14 protein-coding genes are annotated in these 19,421 nt (G+C 65.0%); 6 read left to right on the top strand and 8 right to left on the bottom strand.

Going from position 1 to position 19,421, the window contains the following annotated elements; translation table 11 throughout:
- Positions 1 to 697 precede the first annotated feature (697 nt).
- From AVCA_RS27105 to pdxJ, 3 genes are all read left to right on the top strand, one after another.
- Positions 698 to 2,104: a polysaccharide lyase family 7 protein gene (locus AVCA_RS27105; protein WP_072432621.1), complete on the top strand. Its 1,407-nt coding sequence runs from the start codon at positions 698 to 700 to the stop codon at positions 2,102 to 2,104.
- 212 nt (positions 2,105 to 2,316) lie between these two features.
- Complete coding sequence (gene recO / locus AVCA_RS06245; protein WP_012700018.1) at positions 2,317 to 3,009, top strand: DNA repair protein RecO; 693 nt, start codon at positions 2,317 to 2,319, stop codon at positions 3,007 to 3,009.
- Positions 3,002 to 3,748, top strand: coding sequence for a pyridoxine 5'-phosphate synthase (pdxJ, locus tag AVCA_RS06250; protein WP_012700019.1), 747 nt, complete (start codon positions 3,002 to 3,004; stop codon positions 3,746 to 3,748). Before recO ends, pdxJ begins: the two co-directional genes overlap by 8 nt.
- Here pdxJ and AVCA_RS06255 read toward each other — a convergent pair.
- The 4 genes from AVCA_RS06255 to AVCA_RS06270 form a co-directional block, all read right to left on the bottom strand.
- Positions 3,745 to 3,951 carry a DUF2905 domain-containing protein gene (locus AVCA_RS06255; protein ID WP_012700020.1) on the bottom strand — a complete coding sequence of 69 codons (207 nt, stop codon included), beginning with the start codon at positions 3,949 to 3,951 and terminating at the stop codon, positions 3,745 to 3,747. The two genes, pdxJ and AVCA_RS06255, sit on opposite strands and share 4 nt — an antisense overlap.
- Positions 3,952 to 3,984: 33 nt before the next feature.
- Positions 3,985 to 4,944, bottom strand: coding sequence for a tRNA 5-methoxyuridine(34)/uridine 5-oxyacetic acid(34) synthase CmoB (gene cmoB / locus AVCA_RS06260; protein ID WP_012700021.1), 960 nt, complete (start codon positions 4,942 to 4,944; stop codon positions 3,985 to 3,987).
- The gene (gene cmoA, locus AVCA_RS06265; RefSeq protein WP_012700022.1) at positions 4,941 to 5,684 is read right to left on the bottom strand and encodes a carboxy-S-adenosyl-L-methionine synthase CmoA; all 744 of its coding nucleotides are present in this window, start codon (positions 5,682 to 5,684) and stop codon (positions 4,941 to 4,943) included. Before cmoA ends, cmoB begins: the two co-directional genes overlap by 4 nt.
- A gap of 88 nt (positions 5,685 to 5,772) precedes the next feature.
- Positions 5,773 to 6,171 carry a protease inhibitor I42 family protein gene (locus tag AVCA_RS06270; RefSeq protein WP_012700023.1) on the bottom strand — a complete coding sequence of 133 codons (399 nt, stop codon included), beginning with the start codon at positions 6,169 to 6,171 and terminating at the stop codon, positions 5,773 to 5,775.
- 192 nt (positions 6,172 to 6,363) lie between these two features.
- Here AVCA_RS06270 and AVCA_RS06275 point away from each other — a divergent pair, with 192 nt between their 5' ends.
- The gene (locus tag AVCA_RS06275; RefSeq protein WP_012700024.1) at positions 6,364 to 7,167 is read left to right on the top strand and encodes an IclR family transcriptional regulator; all 804 of its coding nucleotides are present in this window, start codon (positions 6,364 to 6,366) and stop codon (positions 7,165 to 7,167) included.
- Between the two features lie 44 nt (positions 7,168 to 7,211).
- Here AVCA_RS06275 and AVCA_RS06280 read toward each other — a convergent pair whose 3' ends face one another.
- The 4 genes from AVCA_RS06280 to lon form a co-directional block, all read right to left on the bottom strand.
- Entirely contained in the window at positions 7,212 to 8,708 is a 1,497-nt protein-coding gene (locus tag AVCA_RS06280) for a CoA-acylating methylmalonate-semialdehyde dehydrogenase (RefSeq protein WP_012700025.1), read from the bottom strand.
- A 44-nt stretch (positions 8,709 to 8,752) separates the two neighbouring features.
- Positions 8,753 to 9,913, bottom strand: a complete 1,161-nt coding sequence (locus tag AVCA_RS06285) for an iron-containing alcohol dehydrogenase (protein WP_012700026.1) — start codon at positions 9,911 to 9,913, stop codon at positions 8,753 to 8,755.
- Between the two features lie 23 nt (positions 9,914 to 9,936).
- Complete coding sequence (locus tag AVCA_RS06290) at positions 9,937 to 11,328, bottom strand: GntP family permease (RefSeq protein WP_012700027.1); 1,392 nt, start codon at positions 11,326 to 11,328, stop codon at positions 9,937 to 9,939.
- Between the two features lie 213 nt (positions 11,329 to 11,541).
- Complete coding sequence (gene lon, locus AVCA_RS06295; protein ID WP_012700028.1) at positions 11,542 to 13,944, bottom strand: endopeptidase La; 2,403 nt, start codon at positions 13,942 to 13,944, stop codon at positions 11,542 to 11,544.
- Positions 13,945 to 14,114: 170 nt separating this feature from the next.
- Between lon and AVCA_RS06300 the strand changes: the two genes are divergently transcribed.
- Positions 14,115 to 16,169: a TonB-dependent receptor gene (locus tag AVCA_RS06300; RefSeq protein ID WP_175555978.1), complete on the top strand. Its 2,055-nt coding sequence runs from the start codon at positions 14,115 to 14,117 to the stop codon at positions 16,167 to 16,169.
- A 69-nt stretch (positions 16,170 to 16,238) separates the two neighbouring features.
- On the top strand, positions 16,239 to 19,403 hold the full coding sequence (putA, locus tag AVCA_RS06305) for a bifunctional proline dehydrogenase/L-glutamate gamma-semialdehyde dehydrogenase PutA (RefSeq protein WP_012700031.1): 3,165 nt from the start codon (positions 16,239 to 16,241) through the stop codon (positions 19,401 to 19,403).
- Positions 19,404 to 19,421 lie beyond the last annotated feature (18 nt).

Below are 19,421 nucleotides of genomic sequence, written 5' to 3' on the forward strand. Positions count from 1 at the left end.
ATCCTGCGGGAAAGTTGTTCAGAATCGATGGCGTTTTAGGGGTAAGTGTAGTTCGGTTGTTGAAAATTATGTGAAAGAATTTTGCCGAATATTCGGCCTGATATTTCAAGTATAGGGACTTACAGCCGGTCGTTTTGTGATGAGTTGGTCACGATGATTTCCTGCCTGTTTCTCGAGGCTGGAGGCGGGCTGGCTATGCTCGAAATTTTTCGAGTATTCAATGTCACTGGGGTGTGTCAGAGGTATAGCGATATAAGACGATCTTGCCATTTGCTGCGTGCTTTAAGCTCGGCAGCATATGCGGTTTATTCGGCAGGCGCACTTGTACGATCTTGGCTGCTGGGCCTTTCATGCATGCGCCAATATATTCTGCAAGTATTCTCGTCGGACTGAGCCCGAGGTACCTCTGTGCCGGATACTGAGCTTTGGGGGTAATGGCAGTGCCTGATTTATTCTGTCGGGTTGCCAAGTAGCCTGATTGTTTTCAAGCCGGACCGAGTGAATCTGTACAAAACCTCGTTCGGATTTTCCAGTATTGCCGCCTTTCTGGGTGGCTGCCTCGAGCCAGTCGGTTTAGCTGGGCTTGTAGTTCACTTTTTGCCCTTTTGAATTTGGGGTTATGGCCTGCTGCCCGACTTGGTGTTTTCAATCAATGTCACGGGATGTGATCAGAGCAAATTACTAATTGAGAGGAAAGATGGCTTACAACTCGGATTATTTCGACCTTCGCAACTGGAAACTCACTTTGCCGGTTGATAGTAAGGGCAGCACCAGTGGTGTGGCCGTGGAAGTAGAGAATCTTGTGGGGTATGAGAACTCTAACTATTTTTACGATGCGTCTGACAAGGCCATGGTTTTCTCTGCCATGGTAAATGGTGCGACGACCAGCGGCTCCAAGTATGCGCGTTCCGAACTGCGCGAGATGAAGGGGAGCGAGCGTGCCGCCTGGAAGCTCAGCGAGGGTGGCACCATGACGGCAACCCTCGAGGTAGACAAGGTTCCGCAAAAGTCCGATGGCAGCCCGGGTCGGGTGGTCGTTGGCCAGATCCATGGCCAGGACGAGGAGCTTGTCCGTCTTTATTATGAAAACGGGAAGGTCTATTTTGTAAACGACCGAGCCGGCTCCAAGAATACCGAGACGACTTTCGCTCTCAAGGACGCCAATGGCAATGAGCCCAATGTGTCCTTGAACGAGAAGTTCTCCTACAAGATCGATGCCAAGAGTGACGAGCTTACGGTTGAAGTCTATGCCGATGGCAATACATACACTTCGACCAGCAAGATCAGTTCCGTCTGGCAGTCGGATAAGTTTTACTTCAAGGCCGGGGCTTACTTGGGCGTCAATGACAGCAGCGGCTCGGGTAGCGCTCAGGTATCCTTCTACGGTTTGGATTTCTCTCATACCGATGGTGGCGGTCTTGCCGGTCTGCAGGAGCAGACTACGAAAAGCACCAGCACCAGCACCAGCACCGCGTCCAGTGCCGTGACTGATACCGAGAGCCAGTCCAGCAGCACTACCGGTAGTTCCAGTTCAACTTCCTCAACTTCCTCCGCCTCCTCAACTTCTGCAACCCTGAAGGGTGACGATAAGGCCAATTCCCTCACCGGAACCAAAGAGAACGATGTCATCCGTGCAAATGGTGGGGATGACAAGGTATATGGCCGTGACGGCAACGACGAGCTGTATGGGAACAGCGGTAACGACAAGCTGTACGGAAATGCCGGTGACGATAAGCTCTATGGTACTGCTGGCGATGACGTGCTGCAGGGCGGGCCTGGCAAAGACTTGCTCGAAGGTGGCAGCGGTGCGGACAAGTTCGTATTCACCAGCCTCGAGGACGCTGGCGACACCATTACCGACTTCCGTTCGGGAGATGTGATCGATATTTCCTCACTGGTGGAGGATTTCTCCCGCGGCGGTGACGACATGTCCTTGAAAGATTTGAAATCCAATGGATTCATCAATTTCAAGGAAACTACCGATAATACTTACGAAGTGCACGTCGATGCCGACGGAGCCAAGGGGTCTGCCGCAGATGTCACTCTGGTGACGGTTGTCGGTGTCGATGACAGCGTGACGGATACCAGCGCGCTGATTGTCTGACGGCTATTTCGCTGCTTGCTGAAAAAGACCTCGTTTCAGTGTCATGAATTCATTCGATTCGCTGATTCAGAGTGAAAGATAGACAAGACCCAGTGTAAAATGTCTCGTCTCCCCTTTGAAAAAGCGCCGCTTCATGCTGGCCAAGGGGTTTTTCAGCAGACTGCTAGAGCCGGAAAGAGGCAGGAAATGGATCTTTCCTGCCTGCCCTCACAATGACCAGCCAACCTGCCTTTATCCTGCATAGCCGTCCCTACAGGGAAAGCAGCGTGCTGGCGGATTTCTTCACCCCGCAAGGGAGACTGCGTGCTGCGATGCGTTCCGCGCGCGGCAAATCTGGCAGTCTGGCTCGACCCTTCGTACCGCTGGAGCTGGTATTGCGCGGCCGGAGCGAGCTGAAGAGCGTCGCCCGCCTGGAAAGCAACGGCTCTCCCCGCTGGTTGACTGGCGCCAGCCTGTTCAGCGGGCTCTACCTGAACGAGTTGTTGATCCGTCTCCTGCCTCCTGAAGATCCCTTTCCGTCCCTGTTCGAACATTACTCCCTGACCCTCGACGCATTGGCTGTCGGGCGTCCGCTGGAGCCGCTGTTGCGCGCCTTCGAATGGCGCCTGCTGGTGGAGCTGGGCTATGGTTTTTCCCTGGATCGCGATCTGAACGGCCAGTCCGTGCAGGTCCGAAGGCTCTACCGCTTGCTGCCGGATGTCGGACTGGAGCCCGTCGATCAGTTGCAGCCGGGCCTGTTCAGTGGTGGCGAACTATTGGCGATGGCCGAGGCCGACTGGCGGTTTCCCGGTGCTCTGGCCGCGGCCAAGCGCCTGATGCGCCAAGCCCTGGCGCCTCATCTCGGCGGTCGGCCGCTGGTCAGCCGCGAACTCTTCACGAATCTCAAGGAGTCTTCCCGTGACTGAAGCCAACCGTATTCTGCTCGGCGTGAACATCGACCATGTGGCGACCCTGCGTCAGGCCCGCGGCACCCGCTATCCGGATCCGCTCAAGGCCGCCCTGGATGCCGAGGAGGCCGGGGCCGACGGCATCACCGTGCATCTGCGCGAGGATCGCCGGCACATCCAGGAGCGCGACGTGCGGGTGCTCAAGGAGGTGCTGCAGACGCGGATGAACTTCGAAATGGGCGTCACCGAAGAGATGCTCGCCTTCGCCGAACTGATCCGCCCGGCGCATGCCTGTTTCGTCCCCGAGACCCGCCAGGAGCTGACCACTGAAGGAGGGCTGGACGTCGCCGGCCAGGAGGCACGCATTCGCGCCGCAGTGGAGCGCCTGGCGCGTATCGGCTGCGAGGTGTCGCTGTTCATCGATGCCGAACCGCAGCAGATCGAGGCCGCTGCGCGCATCGGCGCACCGGCCGTCGAATTGCACACCGGACGCTATGCCGATGCCCGCACCCCGGCGGAGACGGCGCGCGAGCTGGCGCGCATCCGCGATGGCGTGGAGTACGGCCTGAGTCATGGATTGATCGTCAATGCCGGCCATGGCCTGCACTACCACAATGTCGAGCCGGTGGCGGCCATTCCGGGCATGCACGAGCTGAATATCGGTCATGCCATAGTCGCGCATGCCTTGTTCGTCGGCTTCAAGGCGGCGGTGCAGGAGATGAAGCTGCTGATGGTGGGCGCCGCGTCGCGTCGCTAACGGCGGAACAGATTGAACAACAGGCTCGCCACCAGGCTGATCAGCAGCATGGAGGTGAAGGGGATGAAGAGTCCGCCGCGCTCCGTCTCGATGTGGATATCGCCCGGCAGGCGGCCGAACCAGCCGAACAGCCAGGGGGCATGCTGCAGCGCGATGCCGAGCAGCAGCAGGGCCGCTCCGAGGATCATCAGCCAGCGGGCCATCCAGTCACCTCCTGCCGGCGAGGTGGAACGGGTTCAGGGCTTGCGGGCCAGCAGCACGGCACGGGTCGGTGCGGGCAGGCCTTCGACCGTTTTGCCCCGGTCGGTCGGATCGAGAAAGTCTGGCAGAGACTGGAAAGTCATCCATTCGGTGGCGCGTTGTTCCTCTACGGAGGTGACGGCGACATCCACGCAGCGCACCTCGACGAAGCCGGCGCGGCGCAGCCACAGTTCCAGGGCCGCCACCGAGGGCAGGAACCAGACGTTGCGCATCTGCGCGTAGCGGTCCTCCGGCACCAGCACGGTGCCGACATCGCCGTCGACCACCAGGGTTTCCAGCAACAGTTCGCCCCCCGGGCGCAGGCAATCCTTGAGCGCCAGCAGGTGGTCGATCGGCGAGCGGCGGTGATAGAGCACGCCCATGGAGAACACCGTATCGAAGCCTTCCAGTTTTTCCGGCAGGTCCTCGAGAGCCAGGGGCAAGTGCCAGGCGGGCAGTTCCGGCAGGTAATGCCGGAGCGCGAGGAACTGGCAGAAGAACAGCCAGTTGGGATCGATGCCGATCACGCAGTCGGCGCCGGCGCCGAGCATGCGCCACATGTAGTAGCCATTGCCACAGCCGACATCGAGGATGCGCCGGCCGCGCAGATCCAGATGCGGAGCGACCCGCTGCCACTTCCAGTCCGAGCGCCACTCGGTATCGACGAGTACGCCGAACAGCTCGAAGGGACCCTTGCGCCAGGGCGACAGGCCGAGCAGGGCCTGGCGCAGGGCGGCGCGGGTCTCTTCGTGGCAAGTACCGCTCAGGCTCACTCGCCCATTCAGCTCGATGCGCTCGGCCGTCAAGGCGGGCAGGGCCTGCAATGCCGCCTTCCAGCGTTGCAGGTCGCCATGGCTGCGGGTCAGCCGTTCGTCCAACTCGGCCGGAAGGCTGTCGGCCCAGGCGGCCAGGGGGGTGCCGGCGAGGCGGCGGACGAGCGGGGACAAGTCGATCATGGCAGGGCGATCAGCGAGGCGAAGTTGAGACACTGGAACCAGGGCACCACCTTGCGAAAGCCGGCAGCCAGCAGGCGCTGGCGATGCTCTTCGAGGCTGTCCGGCTTCATCACGTTTTCGATGGCGCTGCGTTTCTGCGCGATCTCCAGTTCGCTGTAGCCGTTGGCCCGCTTGAAGGCGAGATGCAGGTCACCGAGCAGGCCATGCTCCTCGGCATCGGAAAAGCGCAGCTTTTCCGAGAGGATCAGCGCCCCGCCCGGCAACAGGCTGTGGTGGATGTGGCCGAGCAGCTCCAGGCGCCGTTCCGGCGGAATGAACTGCAGGGTGAAGTTCATCGCCACCAGGGAGGCCGGCTCGAGCGCCAGGGCGAGGATGTCCGCCTCGACGGTTTCCACCGGCAGCAGTTCCTGGAACATGGAGTCCTGGGCATGCAGGTATTCGCGGCAGCGCTCGAGCATGGCCGGCGAGTTGTCCACCGCGATCACCCGGCAACCTTCGCTCTTCACATGGCGGCGCAGTGCCTGGCTGACGGCGCCGAGGGAGCAGCCGAGGTCGTAGAGGCGGGTGCCGGGCCGGGCGAACTGCGCAGCGAGCACGCCGATGTTCTCGACGATGGTCGGATAACCCGGCACCGAGCGCTTGATCATATCCGGGAACACCCGGGCCACGTCCTCGTTGAAGGCGAAGTCCGGCACTTCGGCGAGTGGCCGGGCGAAGAGACGGTCGGGAGAGTGCTTCACAGGGGTTCCGCAACTGGGGGCAGGGCGCGGCATTTTAGCCAAGAGTGCCTTGCCCATACAGCGGAGCCGGGCAATGCGCGCCGGGCGGTCATTCGACGCTGATGGCGCAGTCGAAGACCTTTTCCGGTTCCCTGCCGGCTTCCCAGGGCCGCTGGTAGACCAGCAGCAGGCTGTCCTGGCCGGCCTGCACGGCCTGGAAGCGCCAGGTCGACTGCCCGGCGCTGCCGACCACCCCCGACTCCTTCGCTTCGCTGTAGACCTCCGGCCCCAGGCTGCGCAGTACCCGCGAGGCGGATTCGCGCACCTGCCAGCGGTAGCCGGTGGACGGGTTGCTGGGCAGCGTCAGTACCAGGTGCTGGCGACTTTCCAGATGCAGCGGACAGTCGTCGTCCCCCACGAGGGTGACGGTGGAGCTGCCGTCGTCGTGGGCGCAGCCCGTCAGCCAGGCGAAGCCGAGGGGCAGCAGATAGGGCAGGGCAAGGCGCATGCGGAGGACTCCTGGCGAGGATGATGGGGGATCATAGCCGGAGGGGCGGGGCTCTGCAGAGGTTGGAGCTTGGGGCCACGATCCGTGGAGCTGACACCTACCATGGTTGGACAGGCCGGTCGGGCAGAAGGGAAAATGCACGGATGCACAGGTGCCGGTACAAGGCGATTCGGTGGTCGGGGGAGTGGTCGGATGACGGGTGAGCAAACGGAACGCAGGAGCAAGGGGTCTTCCATTTCGCGCGTCCTGGAGATCGTCGAGGCCGTCGCGCAGTCGGAGCGGGCGCTATCGCCGGCCGAACTGGCCTTCATGCTGGACATCCCCAAACCCAGCATCCATCGCCTGCTGCAGCAGTTGCAAGCCGACGGCTACCTGCAGGTGGATCTGCGCGGGCTGATCGTGCCCAGCGACCGCCTGCAGCGGATCGCCATGGGGGTGCTGTACGCCAGCCGGCACAAGGCGCTGCGCCGTTCGATCCTGCAGCGCGTGGCGAGGGAAACCGGCGAAACCTGCGGTATCGCCATCCCCGACGGCATCGACATGGTCTATTACGACCGGGTGCAGAGCAACTGGCCGCTGCAGATTCATCTGCCGGTCGGCTCCCATGTCCCGATGTGGTGTTCGGCCAGCGGCAAGCTCTACCTGAGCAGCTTCTCCAGGGCACGCCGCCAGCAGATCCTGCGCAATCTGCCGCTCACGCGGCTGTCGCGCAATACCATCACCGATCCGCAAGAGCTGGAGGCTGCCCTGCAGTCGATCGCCGAAACCGGCCTGGGCGTGGACAACGAGGAGTTCATCGACGGCATGGTGGCCTGCTCGGTGCCCATCCGCGGGCCGGAAGGCCGCCTGCATGCCTGCCTGTTCGTGCATGCGCCGACGCTGCGCAGGAACCTGGACGAACTCGAGGCGATGGAGCCGCTGTTGCGTCGTGCCGCGGACGAACTGGCCGAGCTGCTGCTCGAAGCGCGTCCGCAGGACGGCCTGCCATCGGCTTGAGCGCCCCGCGACCGCCCGGCGAAGGGCGGAGCGCGGAAGCGCTTTCACTTCAGGGTCGGCATCGAGAACTCGGCGCTTTCACGCAGGCTGGCCGACGGCCAGCGCTGGGTGATGGTCTTGCGCCGGGTGTAGAAGCGCACCCCGTCCGGGCCGTAGGCGTGCAGGTCGCCGAACAGCGAGCGCTTCCAGCCGCCGAAGCTGTGATAGGCCACCGGCACCGGCAGCGGCACGTTGATGCCCACCATGCCGACCTGGATGCGGTCGCTGAAATAGCGCGCCGCCTCGCCGTCGCGGGTGTAGATGCAGGTGCCGTTGCCATATTCGTGGGCGTCGATCAGCGCCATGGCTTCCTCCAGGCTCGACACCCGTATCACCTGCAACACCGGGCCGAAGATTTCCGCGCGGTAGCTGTCCATCTCCGGGCTCACCCGATCGAGCAGGGTGGCGCCGACGAAGAAACCCTCCTCGCAGCCGGGAGTCCGCACGCCGCGTCCATCCACCACCACCTGCGCGCCCTGGCGTTCGGCGCTGTCGATGTGGCCGACCACCCTGTCCTTGTGCTGGCGGGTGATCAGCGGGCCGAAGTCGTTACCGCGCTCGTGGTGGATGCCGAGCTTCAGGCCCCGCATGGCCTCCCGCAGACGGGCGACCAGCGCATCGGCCACCGCGTCGCCGACCGCCACCACCACCGAGAGCGCCATGCAGCGCTCGCCGGAAGAACCGAAGGCGGCGCCCAGCAGCGAGTTGACCGCGTTGTCCAGGTCGGCGTCGGGCATCAGGATGGCGTGGTTCTTCGCCCCGCCCAGCGCCTGGCAGCGTTTGCCGTTAGCCGCGGCGGTCGCATAGATGTATTCGGCGATGGGCGTCGAGCCGACGAAGCTGACCGCCTGCACGCGCGGATCGTGCAGCAGGGTGTCGACCGCCTCCTTGTCGCCGTTGACCAGGTTCAGTACGCCCGGCGGCAGGCCGGCCTCGTGCAACAGCTCGGCGATGAACAGGGTCGCGCCGGGATCGCGCTCGGAAGGCTTGAGGACGAAGCAGTTGCCGCAGACGATGGCCATGGGAAACATCCACAACGGCACCATCACCGGGAAGTTGAACGGAGTGATACCGGCCACCACGCCGAGCGGCTGGAATTCGCTCCAGGAGTCGATTCCCGGACCGACGCTGCGGCTGTGCTCGCCCTTGAGCAACTGTGGCGCGCCGCAAGCGTACTCGACGTTCTCGATGCCGCGCTGCAGCTCGCCGGCGGCGTCGTGGACGATCTTGCCGTGCTCCTCGCCGATCAGTTGGCAGATCCGCTCGGCGTTCTGCTCCAGCAGTTCCTTGAAGCGGAACATGATCCGTGTGCGCTTGATCGGCGGGGTGTCGCGCCAGGCGGGGAAGGCCGCCTGCGCGGCGGCGATGGCTTCTTCCACGGTGGATTTGGCGGCCAGGGCCACCTGTTTTTCGGCCCGGCCGGTGGCGGGATTGAAGACCTCCTGAGTGCGGGTCGCGTCGTTGCGGCGCTCGCCGCCGATCAAGTGTCCAATGAGGGTCATGGCTTCGCTCTCTCTTGTGCTTGTTGGATGGAATGGGTTGGTGCTCAGCGCCAGAGGCCTTGGTAGAGCTCGACGATCTGCGCCTGGTCGGGCACGCGCGGGTTGTTGCCGGGGGAGCCGGAGGCCAGGGCCTGCTCGGCCATGGTCGGCAGCAGTTGCTCGAAACGCGCGCGCTCGGCACCGAACTGTTCCAGGGTCGGCACCTTGAGTTCGCTGTTCAGCTCGTGAAGGAAGGCCAACAGCTTCGCGTTGGCCTTGGCGTCGTCATCCGATCCGGCGGCGATGCCGATGGCGCGCGCACATTCGGCGTAGCGCCGCTCGGCGGCCGGGATCGAGAAGGCGGTGACGCTGGGCAGCAGCATGGCGTTGGACAGCCCGTGCGGCACATGAAAGAAGGCGCCGATCGGCCGGCTCATGCCGTGCACCAGCGCCACCGAGGCGTTGGAGAAGGCGATTCCCGCCAGGGTCGCGCCGAGCATCATCGCTTCGCGCGCCGCCCGGTCGCCGCCGTCGCGGTAGACCCGTCGCAGGTTCGGGCCGAGCAGGCGCATGGCGGCGATGGCCTGGCTGTCGCTGTAGGGATTGGCCTTGCGGCTGACATAGGCCTCGATGGCATGGGTGAGGGCGTCGAGGCCGGTGTCGGCGCTGGCCCGTGCCGGCAGCGAGAGGGTCAGCTCGTAGTCGATCAGCGCCGCCTGCGGCATGAAGCCGATCCCGGCGCAGAGCATTTTCTCGTCGCTGCTCTCGTCGGTGATGATGGTGAAGCGAGTCACCTCGGAGCCGGTCCCGGCCGTGGTGGGGATGGCGACGATCGGCAGGCCGGGCTCGTTCACCTGGCGCGGGAAGCGGTAATCGCGGATCTGCCCGCCATGCCTGCCGAGAATGGCGATGGCTTTGGCGCTGTCGATCGGGCTGCCACCGCCGAGGGCGACGATGGCGTCGTAGTCACCTTCGCGCACCTTGGCCACGCCCGCCTGGATGGAGGCCGCGGTGGGTTCGGGCACGGTGTCGGCGAAGGTCTCGCAGGCGATGCCGCGCTCGTTCAGGGGCGCCTGGAGGCGTTCGGCGTAGCCGAGTTCGACCATCATCCGGTCGGTGACCAGCAGCGGCCGCCGGCAGCCGAGGACGGCCAGCACTTCGGGAAGTTTCCGGCTGGCGCCGGCGCCGATTTCCATGATGCGCGGCAGTATGGCTTGCACGGACATGGGAGTTCTCCTCTGGGAAGGAATCAGAAGGCACCGAAGGCGGTGCCGAGGGCGATCACCAGCGCCAGGGCCAGCAGCGGAATCGCCACCGCCACGACGAAGATGTCGGAATAGGATTGCCGGTGGGTCAGTCCGCAGATCGCCAGCAGGCTGATCACCGCGCCGTTGTGCGGCAGGGCGTCCAGTCCGCCGGAAGCGATCGAGGCGACCCGGTGCAGCAGTTCCGGCGCGATGCCGAACTGGTTGGCCAACTGCAGATAGGTCTGGCCCATGGTGTTGAGCGCGATGCTCATGCCACCCGAAGCCGAGCCGGTGATGCCGGCCAGCGCGTTGACCAGAATGGCCTCGGAGATCAGCGGGTTGTTCGGCGATAGCCCGACCAGGAAGTCGCGGACGACCACGAAGGCGCCCAGCGAGGCGATCACCGAGCCGTAGCCCACCTCCGAGGCAGTGTTGAAGATCGGCAGCAGCGAACCCAGGGTGCCTTTGTTGAGGGTGTCCCGGAGGTTCGTCCAGCGCCGCCAGTTGGCGGCGATCAGCACCAGGCAGGCGAGCGCCAGGGCGCAGATGATCGACCAGATGCCGAGCACCGCGCCGAGGTCGGTGGCGCCGAACTTCGGCTGCGCCAGGTAGCCGTGATCCAGCGCCGGGATCAGGTATTTGGTGAACGCGAAGTTACCGAGGATCACCAGCACTATGGGCAACAGTGCCAGAGCGATGCCGGGGCCGCTGCCCGTCGCTTCTTCGATCCGGGCCTCATCCACATGGCTGCCGAAGCCTTCTCCCGCGACCCTGGCCAGGGATGCCCGGTGGTTCAGCCAGAACATGCCACCGAGCAGCATGACGCCGCCGCCGAGGATGCCGAGTACCGGCGCGGCGAAGGCATCGGTGCCGAAGAAGGGCATCGGGATGGCGTTCTGGATCGCCGGCGTGCCGGGCAACGCGGTCATGGTGAAGGTCAGCGCGCCCAGGGCGATGGCGCCGGGAATCAGCCGCTTGGGCATGTCCGCCTCGCGGAACAGGGCGGCGGCGATGGGGTAGACGGCGAAGCCGACCACGAACAGCGAGACGCCGCCGTAAGTGAGGATGCCGCAGGCCAGCACTATGGTGAGGATCGAGCGTTCGCTGCCGAGCCGGCGTACCAGCCAGTGGGCGATGGCTCGGGCCGAGCCGGAGTCGTCCATCAGCTTGCCGAAGATGGCGCCGAGCATGAACAGGGGAAAATATTTGACCACGTAGTTGCCCAGGCTCTGCATGAACACCTGGGTGTAGGTGCCGAGCAGGGTGCCGCTTTCGCCGCTGAACAGCACGGCGAACAGTGCCAGGGCGGGAGCGAGGACCAGGACGTTGATCCCACGGTAGGCGAGATACATGAGTAGAACGAGGGATAGGACTATCCCGGTGATGGCGAGCATAGCGTTTTCCTTTGTTATTTTTGTTTAAAACGATATGATCTGTATCGTTATTGATGATTTATCTTGTGTCAAGCCGGATTTCGAGGCGGACAGGACAGCCTTGTCCGTCAGCCTGGCCTTGACTGCGGGGGAGCGGGAGGAGGGCGAAGAAGGCGCCGGGAGGACCGGCGCCGGGGCGGGAGGTAGGGCGGACGGGGCTGTCCGCTGGGTGGATCAGGGCTTGTCGTGGGGGAACAGCACTCTGGCCACGTCTGAGAAGGTCCTGGCGAAGTGCACGGTGAGGCCTTCCCTGAGGTAGGCCGGCAGTTCCTCGAAATCGCCGCGATTGGCCTCCGGCAGGACCAGTTCGAAGATCTTCTGCCGGCGGGCGGCGATCACTTTCTCGCGGACTCCGCCGATGGCCAGCACCTGGCCGGTGAGGGTCAGTTCGCCGGTCATCGCCACGTCCTTCTTCGGCGCCTGGTTGCGGGCCAGCGACAGCAGGGCGCTGGCCATGCTGATGCCGGCGCTGGGACCGTCCTTGGGCGTGGCGCCCTCCGGTACGTGCAGGTGGACGAAGGCCTGGTCGAAGAAGGTCGGGTCGCCCTTGTACTGCTTGAGGTGCGAACTGACGTAGCTGTAGGCGATTTCCGCCGATTCCTTCATCACCTCGCCGAGCTTGCCGGTCAGCTTGAAGCCACGGTTCAGGGTGTGAATGCGCGTCGCCTCGATCGGCAGGGTGGCGCCGCCCATGCTGGTCCAGGCCAGGCCGGTGATGATGCCGACGCCCTCCAGGCGCCGCTCCTTGCGGAACGGCGGCATGCCCAAATAGTCCTCGAGATCCCTGGGGCCGACCTTCAGCCTGGCTTCGGGGGCTTCCAGCAGCCTGACCACCGCCTTGCGCACGATTTTGCCCAGTTGTTTCTCCAACTGGCGCACGCCGGCCTCGCGGGCGTAACCCTCGATCACCGCCTTCAGCGCGCTGTCGCTGATCGACAGGCGGTTCTTCGGCACCCCGGCCTTTTCCAGCTGGCGCGGCCACAGATGACGCTTGGCGATGGCGAACTTCTCCTCGGCGATGTAGCCGGACAGACGGATCACCTCCATGCGATCGAGCAGGGGGCCGGGGATCGAATCCAGGGTGTTCGCCGTGCAGACGAACAGCACCTTGGACAGGTCCAGGCGCAGGTCCAGATAGTGGTCGAGGAAGGCTGCGTTCTGCTCGGGATCGAGGGTTTCCAGCAGCGCCGAGGCCGGATCGCCGTGATGGCTGGCGCCCAGCTTGTCGATCTCGTCGAGCATGATCACCGGGTTCATCACCTCGACGTCCTTCAAGGCCTGCACGAGCTTGCCCGGCAGCGCGCCGATATAGGTGCGCCGGTGGCCCTTGATCTCCGCCTCGTCGCGCATGCCGCCGACGCTGAAGCGATAGAAGGGCCGGCCGAGGGATTCGGCGATCGATTTGCCGATGCTGGTCTTGCCGACGCCGGGCGGACCGACCAGCAGCACGATGGAGCCGGCGATCTCGCCCTTGAAGGCGCCGACGGCGAGGAACTCGGTGATCCGCGCCTTGATGTCGTCCATTCCGGCGTGGTGCTTGTCGAGCACCTTGCGGGCATGGGCCAGGTCGAGCCGGTCCTTGCCGTAGACGCCCCAGGGGATGCTGGTCGCCCAGTCCAGGTAGTTGCGGGTGACCGCGTATTCCGGCGAGCCGGTTTCGAGGATCGACAGTTTGTTGAGTTCCTCGTCGATGCGCTTGCGCGCCGCCGCCGGCACGACCTTGCCTTCCAGGCGGGCGCGGAACTCGTCGGCGTCGGCGCTCTTGTCGTCCTTGGTGATGCCCAGCTCGCGCTGGATGATCTTCAACTGCTCCTTGAGGAAGAACTCGCGCTGGCGCTCGCCGATCTGGCGGTTGACTTCGGCGGACAGCTCGTTCTGCAGGCGCGCGACCTCGACTTCCTTGCGCAGCAGCGGCAGGACCTTTTCCATGCGCTTGAGCACCGGCACGGTATCCAGCACTTCCTGCAGCTCGGTGCTTGGCGCGGTGGTCAGCGCGGCGGCGAAGTCGGTCAGGGGCGAGGGCTCGTTGGGGCTGAAGCGGTTCAGGTAGTTCTTCAGCTCTTCGCTGTACAGGGGATTGAGCGGCAGCAGTTCCTTGATCGCGTTGATCAGCGCCATGCCGTAGGCCTTGACCTCGTCGCGCGGGTCCTGGGCGCTCTTCGGATAATCGACCTCGACCAGATAGGGCGGCTTGCGGCTCAGCCAGCCACGGATGCGCACCCGCGCCAGCCCCTGGGCGACGAACTGCAGCTTGCCACCTTCCTGGCTAGCGTGGTGCACGCGCACCAGGGTGCCGTGCTCGGGCAGCTTGTCCGGGTCGAAGTCCTCGGCATCCTCCGGCGGCGGGTCCATGTAGAACAGCGCCAGGCTGTGCTGCGGTGTCTTGACCACGCGTTTGAGGGTTTCCGCCCAGGGATCGGGGTTGACCACCACCGGTAGCACCTGGGCCGGGAAGAACGGGCGGTTGTGGATCGGAATGACGTACACCTGTTCGGGCAGAGTCTGCTCGGGCAGGACGAGACTGTTGGCCGCGGTTTTTTCGTCGACGATCTCGGGCGCGATTTCCTGGTCGTTCATGACTCACCTTGTCTGGCAACTTTGTTGACTAGATGGGGTGGCGGCGCGGTTTTTTCAATCGATGGATGGACCGTCTAAAGGGGGTTAATTGTTATGATATAACGTGGTAAATTCGCTGCCCGACGTGGCCGGGAGCGTCTGCCCAGGCCTTCGCCATCCGTATTCTGGAGATTTGTATGAAGCGCCATTCCCTCGCCTGGACCCTCGGACTGAGCCTGGTCCCGGCCATCGGGGCGAGCGAGCCGCTGGAACTGGAGTCCACCGTGGTCAGTGCCAGCGCCCTGGCCAAGAAGCCCCACGAAATGACCACCCCGGCCGAAGTTTTGGAAGGCGACGAACTGGTCCTGCGCCGCGAGGCGACCCTCGGCGAGACCCTGGAAGGTCTGCCCGGCGTACGCTCGGCGAGCTTCGGTGCCGGGGTCGGGCGGCCGATGATCCGCGGCCAGCAGGGCGCGCGGGTGAAGATGCTGAGCGATGGCGTGGATGTGCTCGACGCCTCGAACATCAGCCCGGACCACGCGGTGAGCAGCGAGCCGCTGATGGCCGAGCGCATCGAGGTGCTCAAGGGACCGGCGACCCTGCTCTACGGCGGCGGCGCGATCGGCGGGGTGGTCAACGTGATCGACAAGAAGGTGCCCACCCATGTCCCGGAAAACGGCTACGAGGGCGAGCTGGAGCTGCGTGCCAACAGCGTGGCCAACGAGGGTTCCGGCGTGTTCGGCATCACCGCCGGCAGCGGCAACTTCGCGGTGCGCGTCGAGGGGGTCAAGCGCCAGGCGGACGACTACGAGATCCATGGCTCGCCGAGCAAGCAGGATGGCTCGTACAACGACACCGATACCTTCAGCCTGGGCGCCAGCTTCGTCGGCGAACGCGGCTACCTCGGCGTGGCCTTCACCGAGCAGAACAATCGCTATGGCCTGCTCGGTCACCAGCACGCCGACTGCCACCTCGACGGGCCGGCCTGGCATTGCGGCGAGCATGAGGACGAGCACGAGGAGGAACACGAAGACGAGGAGCATGAGGATCACGACGAGCATGACCACGAGCACGAGGGAGAGGGCGTGCCCTACGTGGATCTCCGTCAGTATCGCTGGGACCTGCGCGGCGAACTCCAGGACCCGCTGCCCGGCTTCGAGCTGGCGCGCCTGCGCGTCGCCCACAGCGATTACCGCCATGAGGAGGTCGAAGGGGGGCAGGTCAGTACCCGCTTCGACAACGATGCCAGCGACGCCCGTCTGGAGTTGACCCACCAGCCGCTGTTCGGCTGGCGTGGCGTGCTCGGCGGACAGACTCTGCGCCGCGACTTCAGGGCTAGCGGCGAGGAGGCCTACGTGCCGCCGACCATCACCCGCAACCATGCGCTGTTCCTGCTCGAGGAATACACCGACGGCGCCTGGCGCTACGAACTGGGCCTGCGCCACGAATGGCAGGACATCGAGGCCGAGGGGCGACCGGACAAGGACCACCGCGGCACCTCGTTCTCCGCCGGCGCGGTGTGGAGCTTTGCGCCGAACTACTCGCTCGGCTTCTCGCTGAGCCGTTCGCAGCGCCTGCCCAGCGCCGAGGAGCTCTACGCCGACGGCCCGCATGCGGCGACCCGCACCGTCGAGCTGGGCGACCCCGAACTGGACGAGGAAACCTCGCACAACCTCGAGCTGACTCTGCGCAAGTTCGCCGGGCGCACCACTTTCAGCTTCACCCTCTATCGCAACCAGGTGGACGACTACATCTATGCCGCCGATACCGGGCGCGACATCGGCTCCGGCTACCGAGAGATCGAGTACCGGCAGCAGGATGCGCTGTTCACCGGCGTCGAGGGCGAGGTGCGCTTCCAGGCCACCGACGCCACGGCCCTGACCCTGTTCGGCGACCATGTGCGCGGCAAGCTGCTCGATGGCGGCGGCGACCTGCCACGGATTCCCGCGGGGCGCCTCGGTGTGCGCCTGGACCACGGTTTCACTTCCAGCCTCGACGGTCAACTGGAGTTCTACCGGGTGAATCACCAGCACCGCCTGGCCGACTTCGAGACCGAGACTTCCGGCTACAGCATGCTGGGCGCCAGCCTCACCTACCATGGCGCGCTCCGGCGTGCCGACTATCAGATCTATCTCAAGGGAGACAACCTGCTGGACGAGAAGGCCCGCGACCACAGTTCCTTCATCAAGGACGACGTGGTGCAGCCGGGACGCAACCTGACCCTGGGGCTGCGGATGACATTCTGAATCTGGCGCGACTGGCCTCTTGCCGCTTGCTATCGTCTAATTCCGGGAATGGCGAGAAGGAGGTGGACGATGTTCAAAGCCAGTCGGGTTCTGCAGGGTAATGTGCTCGACACCAGCGCCGGAGAATTCTTTCCATTCATCAGTGCCAACTATTGCGTCGACGAAGCGGCCTGGCTGAACGAACTGCTGCCGCTGGCCGATCCCGGCGAGGCCGGCATCGCGGCGATCCGCGAGCGGGCCGGGGCACTGATCGAGGCGGTGCGCCGCCGCGGCAATGTGGAGGTCACCCTGGATGCCCTGCTGCGCGAATACAGCCTGGACACCCAGGAAGGGCTGATGCTCATGTGCCTGGCCGAGGCGCTGCTGCGGGTGCCCGACCCTGCCACCGCCGAGGCGCTGATCCGCGACAAGTTGAGTGCGGCGCAGTGGGCGCAGCACCTCGGCCACAGCGACAACCTGCTGGTCAACTTCGCCGCCTGGGGTCTGCTGATGACCGGCCGGCTGGTCAGTCCGGAAAGCTCCGACGGCCGGCCGAAGAAGGTGATCGGCCGGCTGCTGCAGCGCTCCGGCGAGCCGGTGATCCGCGCTGCGCTGAACCAGGCGATGAAGCTGATGGGCAACCAGTTCGTCCTCGGCCGCAACATCGCCGAGGCGTTGCGCAATGCGCGCCGGGCCCGCGAGCGGGGCTACGGTCATTCCTTCGACATGCTCGGCGAGGCGGCCCTGACCGAGGCGGCCGCCGAACGCTTCCTGACCGACTACCGCCTGGCCATCGAGGCGCTCGGTCGCGAGCCGCAGGTCGGCGGCGGACCGCGGCCGTCGATCTCGATCAAGCTCTCGGCACTGCATCCGCGCTACGAAGCGGCGCAGCGCCGGCGGGTGCTCGCCGAGCTGTTCGCCAGCGTGCGCGAACTGGCCGAACTGGCCCGCTCGCTGAACGTTGGCATCACCATCGATGCCGAGGAAGCCGACCGGCTGGAGTTGTCCCTGGAGCTGTTCGAAAAGCTGCTCTGCGATCCGGCGATCCGTGGCTGGGGCGAGTTCGGTCTGGTGGTGCAGGCCTATTCCAAGCGCGCGCTGCCGGTACTGGTCTGGCTGACCCTGCTCGGCCGCGAGCTGGATACGCGCATTCCGGTGCGCCTGGTCAAGGGGGCGTACTGGGACAGCGAGATCAAGCAGTGCCAGGTGCAAGGGCTGGAGGGCTATCCGGTGTTCACCCGCAAGGAAGGGACCGACACCTCCTACCTGGCCTGCGCCCGCTACCTGCTCGGCGAGCACTGCCGTGGGGTGCTCTATCCGCAGTTCGCCACCCACAACGCGCATACCGTTTCCTGCATTCTGGCCATGGCCGAGACCCATCCGCCGCATGACTTCGAATTCCAGCGCCTGTACGGCATGGGCGATGCCCTGTACGACTGCCTCCTCGAACGACAGCAGGTGCAGGTACGCATCTACGCGCCGGTGGGGGAACACCGCGAGCTTTTGCCCTATCTGGTCCGCCGCCTGCTGGAAAACGGCGCGAATTCCTCGTTCGTGCACCGGCTGGTCGATCCGCGGATTCCGGTGGAGGCGTTGATCGGGCATCCGGTGGAGCAGTTGCGCCGCTGCAGTGGTCTGGCCAACCCGCGCATTCCGCTGCCCGTGGATATCCATGGGGCGGGACGGAAGAATTCGCGGGGCATCAACCTGAACGTGCGCAGCCAATGGGAGCCGTTCGAGCGGGCCTTGCGGGTGCAACTGGAACATCGCTGGCAGGCTGCGCCTCTGGTCGATGGCCAGGTTCTCGCCGGCGAGGTGCACGAAGTGCGCAGCCCCCAGGATCTCGATCGGGTGGTCGGCACCGTCTGGTTCGCCGGGGCGGAGCTGGTCGACCGGGCCATGGCGCGGCTCGCCGCCGCCTGGCCGCGCTGGAACGCCACACCGATGGAGCGGCGTGCCGCCATTTTCGGGCGGCTCGCCGACCTGCTCGAGGAGCACCGCACCGAGCTGGTGGCGCTATGCATCCTGGAGGCCGGCAAGACCATCCAGGACAGCCTCGACGAGGTGCGCGAGGCGGTCGACTTCTGCCGCTACTACGCCCAGCAGGCGCGCCTGACCCTGAAGCGCACGGAACTCAGGGGGCCGACCGGCGAGCGTAACGAGCTTTTCTACGAGGGGCGCGGCCTGTTCGTCTGCATCAGTCCGTGGAACTTCCCCCTGGCTATCTATCTGGGGCAGATCGTTGCCGCCCTAGTTGCCGGCAACTGCGTGCTGGCCAAGCCGGCCGAGCAGACCAGCCTGATCGCCGCCCGCGCGCTCGAATTGCTGTTCGCCGCCGGTCTGCCGAAGGAGGCGATAGCTTTCCTGCCCGGCGACGGCCCCGCTCTGGGCGCTGCCTGCTGCGCCGATCCGCACCTGGCCGGGGTCTGCTTCACCGGCTCCACGGAAACCGCGCGGCTGATCAATCGCCGCCTGGCCTGGCGCGACGGGCCGCTGGTCACCCTGATCGCCGAGACCGGCGGGCAGAACGTGATGATCGTCGACTCCACCGCGCTGCCCGAACAAGTGGTCAAGGATGCCCTGCATTCGGCCTTCACCAGTGCCGGGCAGCGCTGCTCGGCGCTGCGCGTGCTCTACCTGCAGAACGAAATCGCCGGGCCGGTGATCGAGCTGCTGCGGGGCGCCATGGCCGAGCTGCGGGTCGGTCTGCCGCAGCGCCGCGACACCGATGTCGGGCCGCTGATCGACACCCAGGCCCGCCAGGCGCTGCTGGAGCATGTCGACCTGCTCAAGGGCGAGGAGCGCCTGCTCGCCGAAGCGGGACTGGCGCCCGCTCTGAACGGCCATTTCCTGGCCCCGCTGGCCTTCGAGATCGGCGGCATCGGCGAACTCAGGAAGGAGCACTTCGGCCCCATTCTGCACGTGGTGCGCTATGCCGCGGAGGATCTCGAACAGGTGGTCGCGGCGATCAATGCCAGCGGTTATGGCCTGACCCTGGGCGTGCACAGCCGCAACGAAGCGACCGCCCGGCGCATCGAGGCTCTGACGCGGGTCGGCAACCTCTATGTCAACCGCAACCAGATCGGCGCGGTGGTCGGCGTCCAGCCTTTCGGCGGCTGCGGCCTGTCCGGTACCGGGCCGAAGGCCGGCGGACCGAACTATCTGCTGCGCTTCGTGCATGAGCGCTCCACCGCGATCAATACCGCTGCGGTGGGCGGCAATGCCTCGCTGCTGTCCCTGACCGAGAGGGAGTGAGGCTGCGCCTCCCCGCCG

This window comes from Azotobacter vinelandii CA (genome assembly GCF_000380335.1).
GTDB lineage: Bacteria > Pseudomonadota > Gammaproteobacteria > Pseudomonadales > Pseudomonadaceae > Azotobacter > Azotobacter vinelandii.